Source organism: Corynebacterium sp. HMSC071F07 (assembly GCF_001810285.1).
Classification (GTDB): Bacteria; Actinomycetota; Actinomycetes; order Mycobacteriales; family Mycobacteriaceae; genus Corynebacterium; species Corynebacterium simulans.
This window is the reverse complement of the sequence record NZ_KV800675.1, coordinates 182,748-204,033: the sequence shown is the minus strand read 5'-3', so window position 1 is coordinate 204,033 and position 21,286 is coordinate 182,748. Positions and strand designations below refer to the sequence as shown.

Sequence of the window (21,286 nt, the reverse complement as noted above, 5' to 3'; positions counted from 1 at the left end):
AGATTACTGGATTTTATCCAGAAAAATGAAATTTATTGAAAGGTTTAGCCGAGTTTTCCGCGGCCCATGCGCAGCAGTGCAGAGGCGATGGCTGGGCCTTCCTCACCGAGCTCGTCGCGAAATTGGTTGAGAATGGCAATCTCGCGGGTGTGCACCAGCTTGGTGCCGCCGGCGTTCATGCGCGTGCGCCCGATGGTCTGGGAGATTTCCGTGCGGCGCTTCGCAGCGTCGAGGATAACGCGATCCAAGCGGTTGATTTCCTTGCGATAGTTCTGAATCTCCGCATCGCTCAAGGGATCATCGGTGCCGGAGGGCATGCGGATCTCCATGCCGTTGTCCACAACGTTGGTATCGAGGCTATTGGCGTGTGCGGAGTTTTCAGTCGGGTTGTTCGCAGAGGACATAGCCCAAGATTCTGCCACTTAGAAACCAAAAAGGAAACTGCAGCAGATAAATTCGAATTCCCCTGCATAAGGCGTGTTATGAGGGGATGTCCGGTGGTGCTAGTAGGTTGGTAGGCACTATGAGTAATGCGTCTGAATTCTCCCCAGCTCCACGCCCAGATGGAAAAAATTCTGCCAACAGCCAGCCGGATCTTTTTGGCGGCTTCGGCGGTTTCGGTGGGCCCGCTCGGCCTGCCGCGCCGCAGCCACAGTCGGGTGGCTTTGGGGCTCCTACTTCGAGGGGACCTGCTGCTGGTGCTGCATCGAACCCAGCTGGCGCGCCTGGCGCTGTGGACCCCGATCCGCTTACTGAGGGCCTGAACCCGCAGCAGCTTGAGGCGGTAACGCACGCTGGTTCGCCGCTGCTGATTGTGGCGGGTGCGGGCTCTGGTAAGACTGCTGTGCTTACCCGCCGCATTGCTTATCTCATGCGCAATCGTGGGGTGGCTCCGTGGGAGATTTTGGCTATTACCTTTACCAACAAGGCCGCCACGGAGATGAAAGAGCGCGTGGGCCAGCTGGTGGGGCCAGTGGCCGAGCGCATGTGGGTTTCTACCTTCCACTCCATCTGCGTGCGTATCCTGCGCCAAAACGCGCAGCTGGTGCCAGGACTGAACACCAACTTCACTATTTATGACGGTGATGATGCACGCCGCCTTTTGACCATGATCGCCAAAGACATGCAGTTGGATCTAAAGAAGTACACCGCCCGCGTGCTGGCCAATCAGATTTCGAATCACAAAAATGAGCTGGTCTCGCCGGCTGACGCTTTGGCAGAAGCAGAAAAGACCAAGAATCCTTTCGAGATTACGGTTGCACGCGTCTTCGATGAATATCAGCGCCGCCTGCGTGCAGCTAACTCCGTGGACTTCGATGACCTCATCGGTGAGGTAGTGCGTATTTTCCATCAGCACCCACAGGTGGTGGATTTCTATCGTCGCCGCTTCAAGCACGTTCTTATTGATGAGTATCAGGACACCAACCATGCGCAGTATGCGCTGGTTTCTGCATTGGTGGGTAGGGGAGAGCTAGGCCCCGATGCACCAGAATTGTGCGTGGTGGGTGACTCAGATCAGTCCATTTATGCCTTCCGTGGCGCTACGATCCGCAACATTCAGGAATTCGAGCGTGACTATCCGCAGGCGCACACCATTTTGTTGGAGCAGAACTATCGCTCCACTCAGACCATTCTGAATGCGGCGAACGCTCTCATCGCGAAGAACGAGGGCCGCCGTGAGAAGAACCTGTGGACTGCGCACGGCGAAGGCGCGAAGATCGTCGGCTATGTCGCCGATAACGAGCATGATGAGGCCCGTTTTATTGCTTCTGAGATCGACTCTCTGGCAGATAAGGGCCGCGCCTTTTCCGATATGGCGATCATGTACCGCACGAACAATGCCTCGCGTGCGTTGGAAGATATCTTTGTTCGCTCCGGAATCCCGTACAAGGTTGTGGGCGGCACTCGCTTCTATGAACGCCGCGAAATCCGTGACATGGTGGCTTATCTGCGCATCATTGATAATCCGGATGACACAGTGAGCCTGCGCCGCATTATCAACGTTCCAAAGCGCGCCATCGGTGATAAAGCACAATCCCAGATCGCGCTGCATGCAGAGAACCTAGGAGTGAGCTTTGGAAAGGCCCTGTACGATGCCGCCGCGGGCAACGTTGCGGGCCTGGGCACACGGGCCGTTAATGCAGTGTCGAAGTTCAACGAGATGATGGAGGGCATCCGCGCTCAGATTCCGAGCATGATTAACGAGGTTACTCATCAGCCGGATCTTGGTGATCTACTCAGCGCCGTGCTCGATGCCACTGGATACCGTGCGGAGTTGGAGAACTCGAATGATCCGCAGGATGGAGCGCGGCTGGATAACCTCAACGAGTTGGTTTCCGTTGCCCGAGAATTTAGCTCCGAGGCGGCAAATCAGATGGCGTTTACCGGAGCCGACGCTGTAGAAGATTTAAGCCCAGAGCTCGCCGAGGGGGAGGCCCTACCCGGCTCGCTCCAGGCTTTCCTAGAGAAGGTGTCTTTGGTAGCTGACGCAGACCAAATCCCTGACAACGAAACTGGCGTGGTCACGCTGATGACCTTGCACACTGCCAAGGGCTTGGAATTCCCAGTCGTCTTCCTCACAGGCTGGGAAGATGGCCAATTCCCGCACATGCGCTCTTTGGGTGACCCGAAAGAACTCAGTGAGGAACGCCGCTTGGCTTATGTGGGCATCACACGCGCTCGCGAGCAGCTCTATCTCACCCGCGCAATACTTCGCTCGTCCTGGGGTAACCCGATGACGAATCCGGCCAGCCGCTTCCTCGCCGAGGTCCCCGAAGACCTCATCGACTGGCGCCGTGAAGAACCAGACAGCTCGTTGTCTAGCGCATGGGGCGGAGATGATTCCTACCAATATGGCCGCTCCTATGGCTCCGATTGGTCCGGCTGGGGCAGAACCTCACCGCGCGCTACGTCTTCCCCTTCGCAACGCACGCGTAAGCCTGCTCCTACCAGCTCGATGCCTAAGAACAACCAGCTGAATTTAGTTGTGGGAGACCGCGTCAACCACGCCAAGTACGGCCTGGGAACGGTCATCGATGCCTCCGGCTCCGGTCCACGCGCCACGGTGACGGTGGACTTTGGAAGCGCCGGCAAAGTGCGCTTGATGCTCATCGGCGGCGTGCCGATGGAAAAGCTTTAAGCGCAAAGGGCGGTTCGCTTAGATGTTGATGCCACGCTGAGCGAACCAATCGACCGGGTCCACGGCTGCGCCGCCGCCCGGGTGCACCTCGAAGTGGAGGTGCGGGCCGGTGGACTGACCCTCGTTGCCGATGACGGAGATCTGCTGACCTGCGCTCACGCGGTCTCCGACGTTGACAAGCAGTTGGTCGCCCGGCATATGGCCATAGACGGAGATGGTTCCATCATCGTGCTGGATGCGGATCCAATGGCCAAAGCCTTGAGCCGGACCAGAGGAGATAACTTCACCGTCCATGATGGAGTAAATCGGCGTGCCAATCGGATTAGCAATGTCGATTCCGCTGTGGAAGGCGCCCCAGCGCGGGCCGAAGCCGGAAGTAAGAGTGCCGGAAGTAGGGAACACCACGGTGTTGCCCGCGGAGTCCTGGCTCTTCGTTGGCTTCAGTCCGGAGTGATTGCCGGAAGGCGCGAAAGCCTGGGCAAGCCCCGGAACACTCGAAGGGTCGAGAACGATGTTCAGCGCCCCGCCCTCATTCGATACCTCTGGGGTAGCAGCGCCCGCGAGTACGCCGGCCGTGGACTTGGTCAGCCCGACGAAGGCGTCGATAAGCGTGGCGTTATCTGCATTAGTAGATACTTCTGGCTGTGACGAGCCATCAGAGACGTCTACGCTAGCTGCCGGCTGCGCGGCAGAGGCGGCAGCGCCCATGGTGGTGGCAAGGGTGGTGCAAACTGCCAAAGCAGTAAGCGCCACAGTCTTGCGTGCGCGGAGATTGCGCTTCATAACTTCGGGTCCTTTTCATGGCGGTGCATGGTCGGGGTGGCTCGGTTAAGCCTTTAGTGCCAAACGGACGCGTTTCGACACGCCGAAAAAGTTCAATCCGGAATATCGAGGCCGTTTATGGCAACGAGATAAAGTTATCGAGCTTTTCGTACTGTTGCAATTGTGAAAATTGCAGGTAAAGACAGGAAATGTTCGAAAATTATTCGAACATGCCAGCATGTTACACATGTTACTAATGTGAAAATAGTTACGACTGTGAAGTATGGGTTTAGGTTGTGGGGGTGGATATTGGGGGTGACGTTATGGGGCTGCCAGGATTCATTCAGTAAAAGCCCCTCCTGAGCTGCGACAAGGCCTGTACCTAGACTTGGTACAGGCCTTGCGTTCGGGTCAATTTGCTGTTGTGGCTCTTGGGCTAATCGTTTTGTTCAGCCTCGACTGCACTTAAGCGCCGGTGCACCAACCAGGAACCGCCCGCACCAAGCAAAGGCACTATGAACACGCCCGCAAGTTGCCACCAGTCCATGCTGTAGAGATCTCCCTGATAGAACAGCTCGTTTGCTTCGGGCCTGCCTGGACGCGGCACACGAATCATGATGATTCCAATAATCTCGCCGACGATGAAACCGAGCGTCATGCCGATCGTGCCAACCAACCACGTGCGCCAAGCGGCGACCTTCGGCATGAGGGAAGGTTCTGCACCCAAAGACTCAAAGAGCTTTCCGCTGCGGCGTAGCGCTGCCGCGGAGTTGGCGATGATGAGCACTAACAAGATGAAGCCGATGCCCCATAGGGCAATGGCAGGGGCGTATTCCTTTGCCTTGCTCGTGGTCTTTGTGAAGGAAATCTCGTATTCGCCGCCGGTAGCGTTTTCTACGGCTTCTTCAATTTCCTTCTGTTGGCTGCGCTCCAAAGTCTTATCGAAGACAATCGCCGTGCCGATTCGGGAGGAGGAGATCTTTAGCTTCTTTGCCGCCGCAGGGCTAACCAACCTGAGATCGCGGCCCAACGCGGGAAGCGCCTCGACCGCAGGCAGCGTAGCGCTAACCTCTTCGCGCGGTTCGGTTTGGCCCTGTGGGGTCCGAACAGCGGTGAACTCGGCATGGTCGCGCCCATCGAGGTGGCTGTTATGGGTCAAGACAACTCCGCCCTTACGGAGTGTATCTGCCGCCGCTTGGCGGTCAGCATCGCTGTCGAAGTTCCAGAGGTCGAGCGTTTCGGGCGTTGCTTCTAGCGTGCGGCCATAGCGAGTGAAGGCGCTAGACGGGAACCACGTCATCATGTCATGCAGACAATTCTGCCGTGCTTCTCCAGACTCATCGGTCCTGCGGCCATCTTTGTCAATGAAGGTAGCCTGCTCGACAGAGTCGTTGTAGGAAGTCTGCTCGCAGGTGTAGTCATATTCCATCTCGAGAGCAATATTTGGAATGGAAGAACCAGGAATAGAGGTGGAATTCCAATCGGTATATCCAAAAGTCTCAAGGGGCTTGCCAGGCTGCAGTGCAAGCGCACTATCGATGGCTCGCTGTTCCACCTTGTTGGCCGGTGCGCCCAAGTTCTTTTGATAATCCGTGCTTCTGACTATTGCTGAGGTGGAGGGATTTACTACCGTGTCCACCTTGTCCCACCATGCTTCGTCACTGCGAACGCCTACGGAACCCGCGGCCGCAGCTAAGGTTACGGCGATGAGCGCGATAGCGGTTGGGACCGTATGGAATCCACGTCGCATGAGATCGCGGCTGGCAATCCGCAAAGCGAGGCCGTGGTGACTGCATACGCGTGCGGTGGCATATACCAGCGCGGGAACGCTTGCGGCTGTGGCGAGGAAAGCCAGCAGGATGAGCAGTGAATAGATTGACTTACCGAATGGGGCAAGCAGCGCGATGAGGATAACGGGCAATGCGACAGGGCCGTATGCCATTTCCTTGCGCCAGTTGAGGATGCGATCCGGCATGCCGCCGTGGAGGGAGGGTGCAAGCGCCTGGCGGGCGGCGAGCCACGCGGGCACCAGAGCGGCGGCCGTGGAAGCAACAATTGCGATAGCCCAGAGTGCAAGTGGATAAAGCAGTGGAACATCGAGCTTTACTCCAGGAAAACGCAGTGCCCCGATGGCATAGCTGCCTGCGAGTCCGAGCACTGCGCCGCTCGTGGCGCCGAGCAGGCCTGTGAAGAAGCCATAGGCTAATACGGCTGTAGCGATGTGCTTTGGTTGTGCGCCCTGTGCTGCCATGAGTGCGTACATGCGTGTATTCCGGCGCAAAGCGAAGCTAAACACTGGCGCGATAAGTGCAAGGAGCAGCGTAACCGCAAAAGCAAAAGAACTGGCGATGGCGATGAAGCTTAAGAAGGCTTCAAAATTTAGGTGGACGCCGCTATCGATTATCGTTGCTTCAGATAAAGATTTGTCGTAAATGCTAAAGCCTGCCGACTGCACCCGTGCGATGTCATTTTGGTTGAGCACGGTATCGCCCACGATGGCCCACGTAGCTTGCTCCGGGTGCTGGGCCAAGAACTCCGTGTTCGTAAGGACTGGTGCCGTGGCATAGCTCCTACCGCCGGGGATGATGCCCGCGACCTTTGCCTCCGATAAGCCGCCAGGGGTAGGGGAACTTATGCTGACAACATCACCTTTGTGTACTCCTAATGAACGCGCATCTGCATAGGACAAGATGAGCGTTCCCTCGTCGGGGTGCGCGGAATCGATGAGGGGTTGAGCTTTAGTGGGCGGTAAAGCACTGTCGAATTGGGTGATCTGGATATTGGAGTGCTTTGAATCGTGCTGAACTCCCACGGTGACGGGCCCAAAAATCGGGGAGGGGCGCAGGTCACCAGGCAAGATTTCTTCTGCGCGGGAAGCAAAACCCGCTGCAGGTTCCAGGTGCACCGCTTTTGTATCTTCTGAAGCCGCCACGCCAATCGTGCGCGGATTGCTTGAAAATACGTTGTGGAACCTATCGCCATTGACGCCCAGTATGCCCAGGCACACCAAAACGGCGACGGGAAGTGCAACCAATGCCACCCCGGCTAGGCTGCGCCAGCGATGGGCCAACATGTCGCGATAGGTGGGGCGGGCGGCGGCTAAAAGAGCAGACATTGACTAATGCTCCTTTCCGCTGAGGACGCCATCGCGCATCATTACAACGGAGTCGGCCCATGCGGCGAAACGTGGCTCATGGGTAACGAGAAGCCCGGCGGCGCCAGCGTCGATGCGAGAGCGCAGCACCTTCATGACTTCTTCGCTGGTGGCGGTATCGAGCGCGCCGGTCGGCTCATCCGCGAGCAATACCTGGCGCGGGCCAATGAGTGCACGGGCGATTGCGGCCCTTTGCGCCTGACCGCCTGAGATTTCCTCAGGGAAGCGGTCAGCGACATTTTCCAGGCCTACTTCCGCAAGCGCAATTTCAGCGGCCTCGCGGCACTTCTTAGGGCTAACGCCATCTAATTCAAGGGGTAGGGTGACGTTCTCACCGATGCTGAGGGTGGGCACCAAGCTGAAGTCCTGGAAGACGAAACCTAGGTTCCGGCGGCGCAACTGAGCGGCAGCAGATTTGGACAGCCCCGCAGCATCCTCGCCGTTGACAAGCACGCGTCCAGAGGTCGGTGGCAGCAGGAGCCCAGCGACGTTGAGCAACGTGGACTTGCCGGAACCAGAAGGGCCCATGATGGCGATGAGCTTGCCGGGATGAAGCTGCAGGTTTGCCTCCTTAAGTGCGATAACTTGGCGCGCGCCAGAGCCGAACTCGCGGGAGACATTATGAAGCTCAAGTGGTAATGGGTGGGTGGTTTCTTCGCTGTTATGCATGGTCTATTCCTTTGGTTGATTGGAAGTAGAAGCGGAGGTGTGGGGATTTAGAGCCTCAGCCCGGTCGAGCCACCGCAGCAGTGCTTCAAGGTCAAAGATTTCGCGTTCGAGGGCCAGCCGCGTGGCGCTGCGGGTTTCAGGTAATTCGGCGGCCTGCTGGTTTAGAAGCCGAAGCTGCTTCAGGGTGGCAAAGCGCTGGGCATCCAGAATTTCAATGGCATCGACGTCGCTGCGTTGGGCAGCGAGCGCTACCTTGAGGACGAGTTCATCTCTTTCGAGCGCATGCTTGGCGACGCCCCGCGTCCACCAGTCCGCAAGCTCCGCACGGCCTTGTGTAGTGATGCGATAGGTCGTGGCATGCCTGCCCGTGGGGCCTACGGCTGTGCCGTGCTCCTCGATGAGGTTGTCTCTTTCGAGTCGTTTTAGCGTTTGCGCAACTTGGCCGATGTTGAGTGGCCATAGTCCATCCAGCGCTTCCGCGAAGTGGCTTTGCAGCATGCTGGCGGTAGCTGGCTCAGCGCTAAGGAGCGACAAGAGAGAATGTTTAATGGACATATTTCCTGCCAGGGGGATGGATATAGATTTTGGAAAGTTGCCGGTCAAGCCGATAGTAATCATTGATTACCGGGTAACCTATAGCGTAGCTTACTGGGTAAGTAATGCGGCGGCAAGGGTGGGTGGCCAAAACCATGAAAGCGGCAACAGGAAGCGAAGTCCTGTTACCGCTTAAACCAGGTGAGAAGGAGGGTGGGAAGAAGGAATTTTAAAGGCTAGTGCTTTAGGAGATGTTGATTCCGCGGGCTGCGAACCAAGAGATTGGGTCAACTGCGCCCTGGCCTGCTGGGTGAATCTCGAAGTGCAGGTGGGAACCAGTGGAAAAGCCCATCGAACCCATGCCGGCAATCTTCTGGCCGGCGTGCACGCGCTCGCCAACTGCAACGTCCAGGGTCTGCATGTGGCCGTAGACGGTCATGGAGCCGTCATCGTGCTTGATGCGGATCCACTGGCCGAAACCGGAAGCTGGGCCGGAATCGATGACGGTGCCGTCCATAGCGGCGAGGATTGGGGTACCGACAGCGTTAGCGATGTCGATGCCAGAGTGGAAGGAACCCCATCGTGGTCCGAATCCGGAGGTGAAAGTGCCCTCGGCTGGGCGGACGACGGATGGTGCGCGGGATGCTTCATCGGCAGCAGCACGTGCCTCAGATGCCTGAACTGCCTTATCCAGCTGAGCAGAAAGATCTGCTACCGGCTTTGCCTCGGCAACGTTCAGGATCTGTGGGGCAGCGGCGGCAGCTTCCTTGGCGGCAGCCTGGGCGCCATTCTGAACGTCCTGCAGGGCGTCAGACTCGGTAGCAAGGTTGTAGTCGACGGTCTGCGCCTTCATGCCGGCATTGTCTGCCTGAAGATTGGCGGCCGCTGCGCCACCGACACCTGCGGTGGACACAGCTCCTGCAGCGACGGTCACCAGTGCTAGACGACCTTTCGCAGTCTGCGAGGTGGCGATCTGGCGGTGACGGCCGGCGTTCCGCTGAGTCTTGCTTCGCATGATTTCTTCTTCCATTGTCTTCACAATCCGCCAACCGCACCTGCACTAGAAACCAAAAAATTAAGCGTTACGTCTTTGGGCGGTTGGTTACTGGATTGTGACCTTCCTGTTACCAACGAGATGTAACAGTAGCGTCTCGAAATAATAACAGCAAGCCGTTATGGAAATTTTTCGACCTTTTCGGTGAAATTAGCTGGACAGGGGCCTGAAAGGGTTTGTGTCACACTTTAGGTAGAGCTAGCGATAATCGTAATTGGCCAGTATAGACGGTGTATGTTTGCTCAGAGTGCACGGTCATCACGGTAGCGTTAATGGTTGCTTTCCGTTCCATACAGTATATATTGCGCTGTTGTGCGCCTGAGCTAGCACCTTAAGGTTAGTGCGAAGTGCCGCCAATTCAGCTTGTTATCGTCGCGCCAACCCAAAATGGACGATGGGCCATGGCAAAGTGGACGCGATGAACAAAAACACCAGCCCTCAAACGCGGTCGGCTTCCCGTTCGCGCGCGCAAGTGCGCGGGCGCGGTGGCGCCGGCTCATCCAAACCAGCTGCACGCGTGGCCAACAAGGTTGGCTCCCAGGCGCGCGCCCGTCGAGCTACCGCGCCTACCACTTTGGCCGGGCGCATCCGCCGAATGCTGTGGACGGTGGCAATCCCTAACGCCGTCGTGGTGTTGGTAGTGCTTGCAGTGGCATTGGCGGCGCTGCTTTTAACAAGCTCGCCTTTGGCATGGCTGCCCACGATCGTTGCCGAAGCGTGGATGGTGTTTAACCTCGCGCCGATTTCGGCAGGCGGAATTGAGCTTTCCGTTTTACCGCTGCTGCCCGCAGGAATCTTATCCTTAATTGTCGGGCGCCGGATCCGTCAGGCGATCAAGCATAAGGTCAGCATCAAAGATCTTTTGGTCCTCTTAGGCTGTGTTATCGGTGTGCCGTTGCTTCTCACGATCATCGCGTGGCTGATGTTGTGGGACGCCGGCAAGGTATTTGACGTCTCGCCGCCTAATTTCTTCGTGGTCTTGCCGCGCATGCTTCTGCTACATCTGTCGGCGCTGGCCGGTGGCATGGGTTCGCGCTTGTGGAAGGCATTGGCCAAACGTTTCGGTATGCCGCGCATGCTTGTCGACGCCGCGCAAGTAGCGCTGCGTTACCTCGGTGTGCTTTTTGCTGCCTCGGCAGTAGTGTGCCTCATCGTCGCCATTGTGGGCTGGTCCCGTCAGAGCGAGATGATGAATGCGTACCCGAGCATCGATGGCTTGGGTGGATTCCTGCTCTACCTGATTAGCGCTCTGTATATCCCAAACGCAGTTATCGGCACAGGCGGCATTCTGTCTGGTTCTGAATTCCAGTTCGGCCCGGAAAGCAGCATCAGCCTGTTTAGCATCCACATGGTTTCCTTGCCGCCGCTGCCAATCGTGGGCGTAGTTCCTTCTTCCATTGCGCCTTGGGCGGTGGGCCTTCTCGTTGTTCCGATCGCCTCGGCCATCTATGTGGTCTGGCGCGCACGCCGCCACGTGAACTTTTTCTTTGCGGTCGCTGCGAGCGCCTTTGTTGCTTTCTTTACCTTGCTTTTGAGCTACTTTGTTTCCGGCGTGCTTGGCATCTATGGCGCAACGGGCCTAAACGTGTGGACTGCAACGGGTCTCGTGGCGTTATGGTTTGCGGCAATCGCATTGGGCTTTGCCTGTGCCTTCGCAATCGGCGCCTGGCATGCATCCCGCAACGCCTCGGCAGCAGCCGCCGCAGAATCCGACAAGGCTGAGGAAGCTGCGGCGGACGCTGCATTTGCAGAAGCCGAAGCAGAAGAAGCTGAAGTGGAAGACGCTCAAGCTGAAGAAACTGCGCCAAACACTTCCGAAGGTGCCGTGGCGGAATCGATTAAACCGGATGCTGCAAGTGAAAATGCCACGGGTGAGGAATCGGCCGAAGAGGAGCCTGTGCCGGAAGAACCAATGGGTGCCCCTGAAGGGGAGTCGGTTGCAGACGCTCCAGAAGATGATGAGGCTGATGAAACAGCTGTAGAAAAGGCAAACGAATCGGCCGAAGAAGCAGCCGAAGAAGCAGCGGAAGAAACGGCAAAGTCCGCCGATTCTGGGGTAGAAGCGGAAGTCATCGACGGCGAAATTGTCGAAGAATTCCCGCAGGAGCCTCACAAGGACTAGGCTTATGTCCCGTGACTTCACAGCATCAGCCACAAGGCGAAACCGTCCGCACCTCCCGTCCGATTGAAATCGTCGTTCTGGTCTCCGGAACCGGCTCACTCCTGCAAGCCATCATCGATGCGCAGGATGAGAACTATCGTGTGGTCAAGGTCGTCGCTGACGTTCCTTGTCAGGGGGTAGAGCGCGCGAAAGCCGCTGGTATTGAAGCAGAAGTATTAGAGATGGGTGCAGACCGCGCCGAATGGAATAAACGTCTGGTTGCCGCAGTAGAAGCTGCGCAACCAGACGTTGTTGTTTCGGCTGGTTTCATGAAGATTCTGGGCGCAGATTTCCTCGCCCGCTTCGAAGGCCGCACCATCAATACTCACCCGGCTTTGCTTCCGTCCTTCAAGGGCGCACACGGTGTACGTGACGCGCTCGAGTACGGAGTGAAGGTCACAGGTTCAACCGTCCACTTTGTTGATGCCGGTGTAGATACCGGTCGCATCATTGCCCAGGAGCCAGTCTTGGTTCGGCAGGATGATGATGAGGCTTCGCTGCACGAGCGCATCAAGGTGGTCGAGCGCCAACTCATCGTTAAAGTCTTGCGCGCCGTTCAGGTAGCGCAGGATGCCAACGCAACCATTTCGATTCAGCTCTAAGACTTTTAGGAAGGCTTTCTCCGCACCATGAGCGATGACCGTAAGCAGATCAAGCGCGCGCTGATTAGCGTCTATGACAAGACTGGGCTCGAGGATCTCGCCCGCTCCCTCGACGCTGCCGGCGTTGAGATTGTGTCCACCGGTTCCACCGCCGCCAAGATTGCAGACCTTGGCATCAACGTCACCCCAGTGGAAAAGCTCACTGGCTTCCCGGAGTGCCTCGAAGGCCGCGTGAAGACCCTGCACCCGAAGGTTCACGCTGGCATCTTGGCGGATACCCGCAAGTCGGATCACCTCTCTCAGCTAGAAGAGCTCGGTGTGGAGGCATTCCAGCTGGTCGTGGTGAACCTGTACCCATTCCGTGAGACCGTTGCTTCCGGCGCTGACTTCGATGGCTGTGTTGAGCAGATCGATATCGGAGGTCCATCCATGGTCCGCGCTGCGGCTAAGAACCACCCATCCGTTGCCATCGTCGTTGATCCGGCGCGTTACGGCGACGTCGCAGAGGCTGCAAAGAAGGGCGGCTTCACCTTGGAGGAGCGTCGCGGCCTGGCACGCGATGCATTCCTGCACACTGCTGACTACGACGCGGCTGTCTCCGCATGGTTCGTGGACCAGCTCACCGAGGGCGGCGCCACCACGACGCTGCGCTACGGCGAGAACTCACACCAAAAGGCCACCGTTACCCGCGATGGCTCCGGCAAGGGCCTGGCTAACGCGCAGCAGCTGAACGGCAAGGAGATGTCCTACAACAACTACCAGGACGCTGACGCCGCGTGGCGCGCCGCCTGGGATCACGAGCGTCCGTGCGTTGCCATCATCAAGCACGCCAACCCGTGCGGTATCGCCGTTTCCGATGAATCCATCGCTGCGGCACACCGCGCCGCGCATGCGTGCGACCCGCTCTCCGCATTCGGCGGCGTCATCGCCGTCAACCGCGAGGTCAGCGTCGAGATGGCCAAGCAGGTCAAGGACATCTTCACCGAGGTCATCGTCGCTCCGTCTTACGAGGATGGCGCGGTGGATATCCTCAAGGAGAAGAAGAACCTCCGCATCCTCGTTGCCGAGCACGAGGCTCCGGCAGAGGAAATCAAGCACATCTCCGGTGGCGTCCTGCGCCAGGAGCCGGATACTTACCAGGCCGAGGGCGATAAGCCGGAGAACTGGCAGCTGGTTGCTGGTAACGCGCTTTCCGACGCCGACCTAGCTGAGCTCGAGTTCGCATGGCGCGCAGTGCGCTCCGTTAAGTCCAACGCCATCCTGCTGACCAAGGACAACGCCGCTGTGGGCGTGGGCATGGGCCAGGTCAACCGCGTTGACTCCGCGAAGCTGGCGGTCGAGCGCGCTAACACGCTTGCCGACGGCGCGAACCGCACCGCGGGTGCTTTCGCTGCTTCGGATGCCTTCTTCCCGTTTGCTGATGGCCTGGAGGTTCTGCTCGACGCTGGCGTCAAGGCCGTCGTCCAGCCGGGCGGCTCCATTCGTGACGAAGAGGTCATCGAGGCTGCCAAGCAGGCCGGCGTGACCATGTACTTCACTGGCACTCGCCACTTCTTCCACTAATTCGCTTAAGGGGGGCCTGGCAACTAATGGTTGCTGGGCCCCTTTAGACGTTTTCGGATGGAACGTCGCTCATGGTCGTTGGCGCAGTTGAGGCTGGCGTCGAGGTTGGTGTTGACACCGTGTCTGCTGGGGCGTTTGGAATGTCTTTTGGCAGCAGGAAATATGCCGCGGCGCCTAAGACAATGGCGAGGAAGAGGAAGGCGGCAATCAGACCGATGATTGCGCCGCTAATCAATCCTTTGCCGTTGTGCGCTGGCATTTGCGCGCCGAAGTTATTAGGTTGCGTAGCCGATGCCGGGGGCGCGGGGTTCGTACCGGGGGCAAAAGATCCGGAACCAAATTGTGGCGATGATTGTGACGCAGAAAACTGCGGGGAGCCAAACTGGGGCGATGAATTAGGGCGCGAGTTATTAGGCTGTGAGCCAAAACCTGGATAGTTCGTCATAGGGAATTCTAAAACGGCCTTTCCTCAACAAAGACGGTGGCGAATCACATAAGCAGTGATAGCAATAGTGACAATGTAACCGAAGTTGTGGCTACTTCGCCTACTGCCAAGGAAATTTCCCCAGATCCGCCTACTTTGGGTGAGTTCTGCACAAAAATTAGCTGGTCGAAGGGCACGCGTGTGCCATAATCAGAAATCTAAGTAATTACCATATCCCTGCATATAGGAGACGTTTTGTCTGGCGAAAACAACGGCTTTGGCCCCTACCAAGGCGCAAACGAAGCACCCAATACCAACCCTTGGGCAAAACAGTCAGGCGGGCAGAACGCGGCGGATCAACCACAACAGCAATTCCCGCAAGGTTCCTCACAGCAGGGGTACCCGCCGCAGGACTATGGGCAATACGAGCAGTCCAACATGGGTTCACCATTTGCTGGTGACTCCGCGCCGTACTATGCGCAAGGCGGATACAGTCAGCAGTATGGTCCTGCGGATTACAGCCAGGCGGCGCCGGTGTACCAAGAAGAGCGCTCGAGCGGTACGAAGTGGGCAATCATCGCTCTCATTGTGCTTGCCGTCATCGCGCTCTGCGCTGCTTTGGCATTTTTCCTTCTCAAGGGCGGCAGCGATGAGAAGAACGCCAGCCCGATGCTGACAACCTCTGCAGAAGCAACCACCGAGGCGCCAACAACCGAAGAAACGACCAAGGCTCCGGAACGCCCAGCGTATCCCTCGCTTCCGGCCGGTGCGGTGGCCGCAAACGACGCAGCTATGTCTGGTGCTGCGGGCGGAGACCTGAACAACGTCTACCGTGATTCCACGATGACCTCTCCTGAGTTCGCCCGCGCCGTCCGCGATGCATATGTAGAGCATTTCCTAGATACCAAGGAATATAACGCGGTCATCCCCGCATATAGCCCGGTTACTGGCATCAACTACACGATGGATTGCCGTGACAACGGCGAATATGTCACCTGCACCGGCGGCAACAACGCCATTGTTTACATCGTTTAATCGGCTCCGGCAGCGAGAGAGGACCCAACTAGATGAAGAAAAAGAACCTGTGCGGTCTGGGCCTACTATGCGTGGCTTTGGCCGCAAGTGCCTGCACGATCGGTGATGTGGAGGAAAGAGCGGAAGTTAGCATGACCACCAGCACGGATGTGGACCCGCGCCCCACTTTGAGCGGGCAGACGATGGTGCCCGATGCGGATGCTAAAGGCGATGGTGGAAAGTCTGACAAGGACCCGGCTCCTGCTGCAGCGAGGGGGAACGTCCAGGAAGCACTGCAGAAGATCGTCGAAGACGTTCAGAGCAAGTACGGCGGGAAAGCCGGAATCGCCGTTGCAGGTCAGGATGAGGTATATAGTGCCGGTATTTCTGAGCCGCGAGCCGCATGGTCTACCGCGAAGGTGCCGGTGGCAATTGCCGCGGAACGCGCTGGTTCTGCAGAACCAGCGATGGTCTCGCAGGCCATTACTTTTTCAGATAATGCGGCCGCAGAAAATCTCTGGCAATCCCTAGGCGGCGGGCAGTCTGCAGCTAGCGCCGCCAGCGCAGTTCTAGCGGAAGCAGGCTTAGACGTGCAAGTGCAGCCCACGGTTACCCGTCCGGGCTTTTCCGCCTTCGGGCAGACCCAATGGACAGTCGCTGATCAAGCGCGCTTTATAGGGCAATTGGGTTGTATCGCACAGGGCAGCGGAGTGCTCACTGCTATGGCTGCCTCTGATCCTGCCCAAAGCTATGGCTTAGGCAGCCTCGATAATTCATCTTTTAAGGGCGGTTGGGGCCCAGATACAAACGGCGCCTATGAAGCACGGCAGATGGGCACGGTAGAGCTCAACGGTAAGAAGGTTGCGGTGGCTATTTACGCGACGTCGCCAAGCGGTGCCTATGGCTCGGCACAACAAATGCTCAGCGCCTTGGCCACCGAACTCGCGGGTGCGAAGGTCCAGTGGCCCAAGGCCGCTTGCTAGTTGGCGCTCCAGACGGTGCTGAACTGGCCGGTGTCTAGCTTGCTCGAGTCATAAGAGGTGCTGTCTGGGATGATTGTGAACTCGCTGCCATTAATCAGCAGCTGGCTGACATCGTTGAAGGTAGCGGTGTACGAAGTGCCGCTACCTGAGGCAGTGCCAACGGCCGGGCCGCTGGACCAATTGCCGCGGTAGACCAAGCCGGAGCCTTCGTCACAGATGACGACGTGCGCCTGTGGCGCGGACTTCTTGGCCGCGTACACGGCCTCGCCGCCGTTGCACTGCGCGCCGGAGATTCCGTCCCAGCCATTGGCGCTAAGCCCTGCCGGATAATCCTTGCGCTGCGTAGTGGTGTGGGTTTGCTGGCGCGGCTGCTGCCTTTGCTGATAGCGCGGCGAATTATTCTGCGCCGGGGAAGAAGAATCCTGGGTAGGCGTAGGATCAGACTCGGTTTCTTCCGTGGTCGTGACGGGTTCTTCCGAAACCTCCGTCGACGGCGGTGCCGGAGCGACAGGTGGCTGCTGAGCCTCGTCGCTCTTCTTATCCGCCCAGACCACGCCGCCGCCAATCAGCATGGCCAGGATGACTGCCAAGATGCACAGGATCGGAACCCAGTTTCGCGAGGGCCGCGCGGCGGGCGCTGTAAATCCCATCGGCTGCGTCGACTGGTAGCGGCCATTTGGGTCGGTATAGGGATTCTGCTCGCCAAATGGGGATTGCGACTGCGCGCCCGAGTACATATTCGTGGGCAGCGAAGGGTAGTGATTTGGGCCTTGGTTAGGGTTGGTCATTGCATCCTTCGGCAAAGAAATCGGCGATAGGAAATAAATACAGGCAGCAACTTAAAAGTTTCCGAGTAGTTACAAATAGTAGCTGCCTTCTACGAGCGGTTATGCTACCCCACAAGCGGGGTAGATAGGGCGATTCTTAGAACCTGCATCTACATCGGGTGTGGTGAAATATACGCGTGAATGATTCCCGTGTAGTTATGTGGCTGGAGCGCCAAGGATATGCAAACGTCCGGCGCATCGGTGGCGGTGGCATGGGAACCGTCTTCGCGGCCACCGATGTCGATCTAGGGCGCAACGTTGCAATCAAGACGGTGTTGCCGGAGCTACACAACGAAGAAGGGCTCAAGCGCTTCCATAATGAAATGAAGGCGCTGGCGGCCATCCATAGCTCCTATGTCACGCACATAAATAAGAAGCTGGCCGACACCGAGGGCAATCTCGGCTTTGAGATGGAGCTTTTCGAAGGCGGCACGTTGGAAGAGCTCATCCGTGAACGTCGCCATAGTAACGAGCCGGGTTTTAGCATCAGCGACGTCGTCAAGTACTTGCGCCCCGTGGCCAAAGCACTGGACCAGATGCATTCGATGCGCCCGGATGGGTGGATTCACAGGGATGTAAAACCGGCCAATATCTTGCTACGCCGCCGGCCCACCGATAGCGGCTATAGCGTTCTGAGCGACTTTGGAATCGCTATCTCGGAGGGGCAGTCGCGTTTAACCGCCGTAGGCAACGTAATCGGAACTGAAAACTACTCTTCACCAGAGAGCAATTCGCGTGATTACAGCGGCCAGGAAGCATCCTTTTCAGGTGATAACTATGCGCTAGCACTCATCGCGTTTGAGATGCTGACCATGTATCACCTCAAAGAGGTGATGTCGGAGTCTGCCTGGCGCACCAAGCGCATAGTCCCGGCGATGGGCACCCCGACTATCATGGAACGGCTTGATCCACAGGCGGCAATGGCCACTCAGCAGATTGATGCAGTGATGGAACGAGCACTGGATAACACTCCTTATCGGCGTTTCCCGGAGGCCTGCCAGTTCATCGATGCACTGGAGGCGTGCAGAAACGGTGGCGCGGAACTCAACGCGCGTTCCGCAGTTCCGGAGAACCAAGCCACTAACTATCCGGCAAGTGGTCAGCTTCCCGCCATGGGCTTTGGAATGGGCAGCGCACATAACCTCGCCGGGGGAGCGCAAAACTGGAGCAATCCTTCGATAGCTGCGGTGCCTTCTTATGGCGGGCTTAGCAATGCGCCCTTCAACCCAGGAATCAACCCGGGTGCGTCCATGCCTTCAACAAGGCCAATGCAGCAATCGCCGCAGCAGGTACAGTCTGCTCGGCCGGCGCAGCCTGCGAGGCCGCAGAAGGACAACAACAATGCGTTGATGATTGCGGCGACGATTCTCATCATCATCACGATTGCGATCACCACAATTGCGCTAGTAACCGGCTAACTTCCACGCTTTTAGGTATTAGTATGGACTTTTGGAATAAACCTATCCATCTATCCTCGACTTCGAAAGCGCCTAATCTATGCAGTCTAACGCCAGCTCGCCGGCAAACCTTGGACCGTGGCTTCAGATCAATGACTTGGTCGGGCAAGTCCACCGGATGGGCCCGGGCGACGAACTCATAGTCGGGCGCGCAGGCGACTTTGTAGTAGGCGCAGAGGACTTGGACCTGCACCGTCAGCTATTCCAGCTGTGGTACTCCGGCCAAGGCTGGATGCTTGCCAATGTGGGCCGCCATATCCCGCTGTATATCAGCCAGCGCAATGTGCGCTCCCATTCGCGCATCGAGGTAGGACCGCGCGGCTTGGCACCCATCCCACCGGGGCCGACCGCCATCACTTTCACCACGCCTGATTGCGTGTACGAGATTCACATCGACGTTCAAAACAACGACATGATTCGCCGCACCCCGCGCCCGCTGGATCAGGAGGGGGACCGCACGCGCACCCGCCACGTCCCGAATGACGAGCAGGAGCTGTTGCTGCGCCAATTGGCTAGCTACCTCCGCGCGCCGGGTGCCACGGATGCTAATATCCCGGCGATTCGAGAGCTGGCGCAGGCGCTTGGCTGGACCGAGAAGAAGACCAACCAGAAGATCGATCGCCTGATTGAAAGCCTTAAGGAAGACGGCGAAGCGGTGTATAAGCCTCATAAAAACTGCTTGGCTCACTATGCCGTTCAGCGCTATCGTTGAGGTCTAGGAAGACCTAGCGCACCTAGCCCATAGAGCATTTCTCGTATCGACACAGAAAAGAAGGCGCACACTATGACTTATCCGTATCCACAACAAAAAGATAAGTCCGGCGTGGTGCCTATCGTCGTTGGAATCGTCATTCTCGTCGCAATCGTGGCGGCCGCCGCTGCATTCTTCTTGCTTGGGCGGGGCGGTGAGAAAACTGAGCAGACTGCGCAGCAGCAATTCAAGCCGGTGGAATCGACCACCACCTCGACAGCCAGCACCACTTCCGCAGCGCCTAGCACTAAAGAAAGCCCAAGCCCGTCCGTAGTAACCGTGACGGAAACAGCGCCTAACCCAGAAGAGCATTACGACCACGGGCGCGATAAGTCCACCGTCAGCGGTGGTATTTTGAGCGACCGCGGTTGGTCCGGCAGCTATGCATCGTGCACCGCAGGCGAGGACCTCATCCTCGCTGGCACCAGCGATGACGGCAAGGTTGTCGTCTGCGGCAACGCCGGCGGTGCTACCTACCGTTCCGATATGTTCGGCGGCACCTTGGAGCTGCCCGCCGAAGGTCACGAAGGCACCTACCAGGTTGATGCCGATCCTTCGTCCATCGTGGTCAATGCCGACGGTCTGCGCGTCTACCAAGACAACGCGGCCGTAGAAAGCGTCACCTGGAACGACTACTGGCAGCGATAGGTGTTTGCTTGGCAGCACCACGCTGCACACACTAATTAATTGCCGGACTTCTTCTTACGATCCGCGGCAGCAGCGGCGGCAGAGGAGATGGAGTCGTGGCGGTTCTTGAGCAGCTCAAGAGTGGTCTCTTCCGCGTTGTCCGGAACCTTTGCGCCGAGAACGGCTAGCGCGGCGTCGGCAAGCATGACGGCGGTCTCCGGAACGCGCTGGGAAGCGTCGAAAGGCGGGGTGCCATCGTTCGGGCGCATCTCAATGACCGAAAGCGCGATGTGGAACGGAAGCTCGACGCGGGGGTCATCCTCGCCGACGATTGAGGCGGCAATTTCGCGGAAACGAGACTGCAAAGCAGTACGCTGTTCGTGGTACTCGGAGAACTCGGGGGAGTTAGCCACCGGCAACTGGTAGAGGCGGCCAACGTTCCAGCCGCTGGTTAGCAACAGGCGGGACTCCGCCGCGACGAGGGACCATAGGCGCTGCTCAGCCGTGGCTTCGGAGGCAGCAAGTTCCTCGGCGAGCTCGAGGGAAGGTTCGATGGTGGAGTTAAGGAGGGTTAAGAAGATCTCCGTCTTGGAGGGGAAATGATAATACAGAGACGCCTGGCGAATGCCCACGGCATCCGCAATCTGGTGCGTCGAAGTGGTGGCAAAACCCTGCGTGGTGAAAAGCTCTGATGAAGCGTCGAGAATCTCTTCACGGGCGGTAGTTCCACGGCGGCGCGGGCTGTTCTTGCGCGGCCTACCAACAGTTCCAGCCATGGGCAGGACGCCTCCTTTCGTGTGAATGAATTTTAATTCATTAAGCCAGTTAAGTGTACTCGTTTATATTCGCAGCAACTAATTAATTGTCCTGCGTGGAGCAGTCTTGCTGACGTTTACCAATGGACTCAAAGTTTGCGGATACCGTGCGGCAGGCGGAGCCATAAGCGGTGCGGTCGAGGGGTGGGAGAGTCGCAAGGACGCCATCGCGTCCGTTGACGCCGGCGTGCCACTGGCGCAACTCCAACGCGATGCCGGTGCCCCAGGCACTGGATAAGGCTTCGGCTTCGGCGGCGTCGAGAAGCTCACGCTCAACGCCGATCGCGAGGCGATCCGGAGTAGGGCGTGGCGCCGGCGCGGCCCAACGGGCAATGGCGGCGATGGGGGCGAGCAGGACACCCTGGATATCCACGGGCGCATTGCGATCCGGCAAGCCGTCGACCACCTTGAGCGCTGGCGGGCGCAAATCCAGTGCTTCCTTCAGCAGCGCATCTTCGCTGCCGACGCCCAGCGCCAGGCCAGCGTCGGCACGGCTGGCCATGTTCTCCTCCGCAGGACGGCCAACAAGGCCCACGTCCCTAAAAATAGATTCCAGCTGCGGGTCCTCGCCCAGCCAGGTGATGGTCATGGAAGGAAGTGCGTCACCGCGGGCGACGGGGCCGGAAAGGCGCACGGGGCTGGCGACGCCGGGCGAGCGCACGATGTCAGTGATAATGCGAGAAAACCACGTGGCAAGTTCTAGCTCGTTCGCGCTGTGGTCTAGAGAATTGTGCAGGAGATCCTGCGCTT

Annotated in this window: 19 protein-coding genes; 9 read left to right on the top strand and 10 right to left on the bottom strand. The window is 58.1% G+C overall.

Going from position 1 to position 21,286, the window contains the following annotated elements:
- Nucleotides 1–44 precede the first annotated feature (44 nt).
- A complete protein-coding gene (locus HMPREF2724_RS01145) occupies nucleotides 45–404 on the bottom strand; it encodes a chorismate mutase (protein ID WP_061921220.1) in 360 nt (119 codons plus the stop codon).
- 119 nt (nucleotides 405–523) lie between these two features.
- On the opposite strand from HMPREF2724_RS01145, the gene pcrA reads away from it, so the two are divergent.
- Complete coding sequence (pcrA, locus tag HMPREF2724_RS01140; RefSeq protein WP_083286084.1) at nucleotides 524–3,139, top strand: DNA helicase PcrA; 2,616 nt, start codon at nucleotides 524–526, stop codon at nucleotides 3,137–3,139.
- Nucleotides 3,140–3,157: 18 nt separating this feature from the next.
- Here pcrA and HMPREF2724_RS01135 read toward each other — a convergent pair whose 3' ends face one another.
- The 5 genes from HMPREF2724_RS01135 to HMPREF2724_RS01115 all read right to left on the bottom strand — a co-directional run bounded on the left by HMPREF2724_RS01135 (nucleotide 3,158) and on the right by HMPREF2724_RS01115 (nucleotide 9,273).
- Nucleotides 3,158–3,922, bottom strand: coding sequence for a M23 family metallopeptidase (locus HMPREF2724_RS01135; RefSeq protein ID WP_070586757.1), 765 nt, complete (start codon nucleotides 3,920–3,922; stop codon nucleotides 3,158–3,160).
- A gap of 415 nt (nucleotides 3,923–4,337) precedes the next feature.
- Entirely contained in the window at nucleotides 4,338–7,016 is a 2,679-nt protein-coding gene (locus HMPREF2724_RS01130; RefSeq protein ID WP_070586755.1) for an ABC transporter permease, read from the bottom strand.
- Nucleotides 7,017–7,019: 3 nt separating this feature from the next.
- Nucleotides 7,020–7,724: an ABC transporter ATP-binding protein gene (locus HMPREF2724_RS01125; protein ID WP_061921232.1), complete on the bottom strand. Its 705-nt coding sequence runs from the start codon at nucleotides 7,722–7,724 to the stop codon at nucleotides 7,020–7,022.
- Nucleotides 7,725–7,727: 3 nt separating this feature from the next.
- Nucleotides 7,728–8,258 carry a PadR family transcriptional regulator gene (locus HMPREF2724_RS01120; protein ID WP_371440775.1) on the bottom strand — a complete coding sequence of 177 codons (531 nt, stop codon included), beginning with the start codon at nucleotides 8,256–8,258 and terminating at the stop codon, nucleotides 7,728–7,730.
- Nucleotides 8,259–8,502: 244 nt separating this feature from the next.
- Nucleotides 8,503–9,273 carry a M23 family metallopeptidase gene (locus HMPREF2724_RS01115; RefSeq protein WP_061921490.1) on the bottom strand — a complete coding sequence of 257 codons (771 nt, stop codon included), beginning with the start codon at nucleotides 9,271–9,273 and terminating at the stop codon, nucleotides 8,503–8,505.
- Nucleotides 9,274–9,730: 457 nt separating this feature from the next.
- On the opposite strand from HMPREF2724_RS01115, the gene HMPREF2724_RS01110 reads away from it, so the two are divergent.
- Genes HMPREF2724_RS01110 through purH form a run of 3 tightly spaced genes read left to right on the top strand, consistent with a single transcriptional unit; the run spans nucleotide 9,731 to nucleotide 13,638 of the window.
- Nucleotides 9,731–11,434, top strand: a complete 1,704-nt coding sequence (locus HMPREF2724_RS01110) for a cell division protein PerM (protein WP_070586749.1) — start codon at nucleotides 9,731–9,733, stop codon at nucleotides 11,432–11,434.
- A gap of 11 nt (nucleotides 11,435–11,445) precedes the next feature.
- Nucleotides 11,446–12,075: a phosphoribosylglycinamide formyltransferase gene (purN, locus tag HMPREF2724_RS01105; RefSeq protein WP_070455965.1), complete on the top strand. Its 630-nt coding sequence runs from the start codon at nucleotides 11,446–11,448 to the stop codon at nucleotides 12,073–12,075.
- A gap of 27 nt (nucleotides 12,076–12,102) precedes the next feature.
- On the top strand, nucleotides 12,103–13,638 hold the full coding sequence (gene purH, locus HMPREF2724_RS01100; protein WP_070455966.1) for a bifunctional phosphoribosylaminoimidazolecarboxamide formyltransferase/IMP cyclohydrolase: 1,536 nt from the start codon (nucleotides 12,103–12,105) through the stop codon (nucleotides 13,636–13,638).
- A gap of 43 nt (nucleotides 13,639–13,681) precedes the next feature.
- Here the strand turns inward: purH and HMPREF2724_RS01095 are convergent, their stop codons facing one another.
- Complete coding sequence (locus tag HMPREF2724_RS01095; RefSeq protein ID WP_070455967.1) at nucleotides 13,682–13,897, bottom strand: flagellar basal body-associated FliL family protein; 216 nt, start codon at nucleotides 13,895–13,897, stop codon at nucleotides 13,682–13,684.
- A gap of 420 nt (nucleotides 13,898–14,317) precedes the next feature.
- Here HMPREF2724_RS01095 and HMPREF2724_RS13035 point away from each other — a divergent pair, with 420 nt between their 5' ends.
- On the top strand, nucleotides 14,318–15,097 hold the full coding sequence (locus tag HMPREF2724_RS13035) for a hypothetical protein (RefSeq protein ID WP_246818178.1): 780 nt from the start codon (nucleotides 14,318–14,320) through the stop codon (nucleotides 15,095–15,097).
- 131 nt (nucleotides 15,098–15,228) lie between these two features.
- Nucleotides 15,229–16,059, top strand: a complete 831-nt coding sequence (locus HMPREF2724_RS01085; RefSeq protein WP_239240666.1) for a serine hydrolase — start codon at nucleotides 15,229–15,231, stop codon at nucleotides 16,057–16,059.
- On the opposite strand, the gene HMPREF2724_RS01080 is transcribed toward HMPREF2724_RS01085, so the two are convergent.
- The gene (locus HMPREF2724_RS01080; RefSeq protein WP_061921259.1) at nucleotides 16,056–16,847 is read right to left on the bottom strand and encodes a hypothetical protein; all 792 of its coding nucleotides are present in this window, start codon (nucleotides 16,845–16,847) and stop codon (nucleotides 16,056–16,058) included. The two genes, HMPREF2724_RS01085 and HMPREF2724_RS01080, sit on opposite strands and share 4 nt — an antisense overlap.
- 176 nt (nucleotides 16,848–17,023) lie before the next feature.
- Here HMPREF2724_RS01080 and HMPREF2724_RS01075 point away from each other — a divergent pair, with 176 nt between their 5' ends.
- The 3 genes from HMPREF2724_RS01075 to HMPREF2724_RS01065 all read left to right on the top strand — a co-directional run bounded on the left by HMPREF2724_RS01075 (nucleotide 17,024) and on the right by HMPREF2724_RS01065 (nucleotide 19,742).
- The gene (locus HMPREF2724_RS01075; RefSeq protein WP_141744798.1) at nucleotides 17,024–18,304 is read left to right on the top strand and encodes a serine/threonine-protein kinase; all 1,281 of its coding nucleotides are present in this window, start codon (nucleotides 17,024–17,026) and stop codon (nucleotides 18,302–18,304) included.
- 79 nt (nucleotides 18,305–18,383) lie between these two features.
- Nucleotides 18,384–19,055 carry a hypothetical protein gene (locus HMPREF2724_RS01070; RefSeq protein WP_061921265.1) on the top strand — a complete coding sequence of 224 codons (672 nt, stop codon included), beginning with the start codon at nucleotides 18,384–18,386 and terminating at the stop codon, nucleotides 19,053–19,055.
- A 72-nt stretch (nucleotides 19,056–19,127) separates the two neighbouring features.
- The gene (locus HMPREF2724_RS01065) at nucleotides 19,128–19,742 is read left to right on the top strand and encodes a hypothetical protein (RefSeq protein ID WP_061921267.1); all 615 of its coding nucleotides are present in this window, start codon (nucleotides 19,128–19,130) and stop codon (nucleotides 19,740–19,742) included.
- Between the two features lie 35 nt (nucleotides 19,743–19,777).
- On the opposite strand, the gene HMPREF2724_RS01060 is transcribed toward HMPREF2724_RS01065, so the two are convergent.
- Together HMPREF2724_RS01060 and HMPREF2724_RS01055 are read right to left on the bottom strand one after the other, a co-directional pair.
- A complete protein-coding gene (locus tag HMPREF2724_RS01060) occupies nucleotides 19,778–20,497 on the bottom strand; it encodes a TetR/AcrR family transcriptional regulator (protein WP_061921270.1) in 720 nt (239 codons plus the stop codon).
- Nucleotides 20,498–20,579: 82 nt separating this feature from the next.
- On the bottom strand, nucleotides 20,580–21,286 hold a 707-nt coding region (locus tag HMPREF2724_RS01055; protein WP_070586747.1), incomplete at its 5' end, for a hypothetical protein.

Excerpts from the sequence above, each read along its gene's own strand:
- HMPREF2724_RS01145 (WP_061921220.1), bottom strand. The coding sequence starts at position 404 with ATGTCCTCTGCGAACAACCCGACTGAAAACTCCGCACACGCCAATAGC.
- pcrA (WP_083286084.1), top strand. The coding sequence starts at position 524 with ATGAGTAATGCGTCTGAATTCTCCCCAGCTCCACGCCCAGATGGAAAA.
- HMPREF2724_RS01135 (WP_070586757.1), bottom strand. The coding sequence starts at position 3,922 with ATGAAGCGCAATCTCCGCGCACGCAAGACTGTGGCGCTTACTGCTTTG.
- HMPREF2724_RS01130 (WP_070586755.1), bottom strand. The coding sequence starts at position 7,016 with ATGTCTGCTCTTTTAGCCGCCGCCCGCCCCACCTATCGCGACATGTTG.
- HMPREF2724_RS01125 (WP_061921232.1), bottom strand. The coding sequence starts at position 7,724 with ATGCATAACAGCGAAGAAACCACCCACCCATTACCACTTGAGCTTCAT.
- HMPREF2724_RS01115 (WP_061921490.1), bottom strand. The coding sequence starts at position 9,273 with ATGCGAAGCAAGACTCAGCGGAACGCCGGCCGTCACCGCCAGATCGCC.
- HMPREF2724_RS01110 (WP_070586749.1), top strand. The coding sequence starts at position 9,731 with ATGAACAAAAACACCAGCCCTCAAACGCGGTCGGCTTCCCGTTCGCGC.
- purH (WP_070455966.1), top strand. The coding sequence starts at position 12,103 with ATGAGCGATGACCGTAAGCAGATCAAGCGCGCGCTGATTAGCGTCTAT.
- HMPREF2724_RS01095 (WP_070455967.1), bottom strand. The coding sequence starts at position 13,897 with ATGCCAGCGCACAACGGCAAAGGATTGATTAGCGGCGCAATCATCGGT.
- HMPREF2724_RS01085 (WP_239240666.1), top strand. The coding sequence starts at position 15,229 with ATGACCACCAGCACGGATGTGGACCCGCGCCCCACTTTGAGCGGGCAG.
- HMPREF2724_RS01080 (WP_061921259.1), bottom strand. The coding sequence starts at position 16,847 with ATGACCAACCCTAACCAAGGCCCAAATCACTACCCTTCGCTGCCCACG.
- HMPREF2724_RS01070 (WP_061921265.1), top strand. The coding sequence starts at position 18,384 with ATGCAGTCTAACGCCAGCTCGCCGGCAAACCTTGGACCGTGGCTTCAG.
- HMPREF2724_RS01065 (WP_061921267.1), top strand. The coding sequence starts at position 19,128 with ATGACTTATCCGTATCCACAACAAAAAGATAAGTCCGGCGTGGTGCCT.
- HMPREF2724_RS01060 (WP_061921270.1), bottom strand. The coding sequence starts at position 20,497 with ATGGCTGGAACTGTTGGTAGGCCGCGCAAGAACAGCCCGCGCCGCCGT.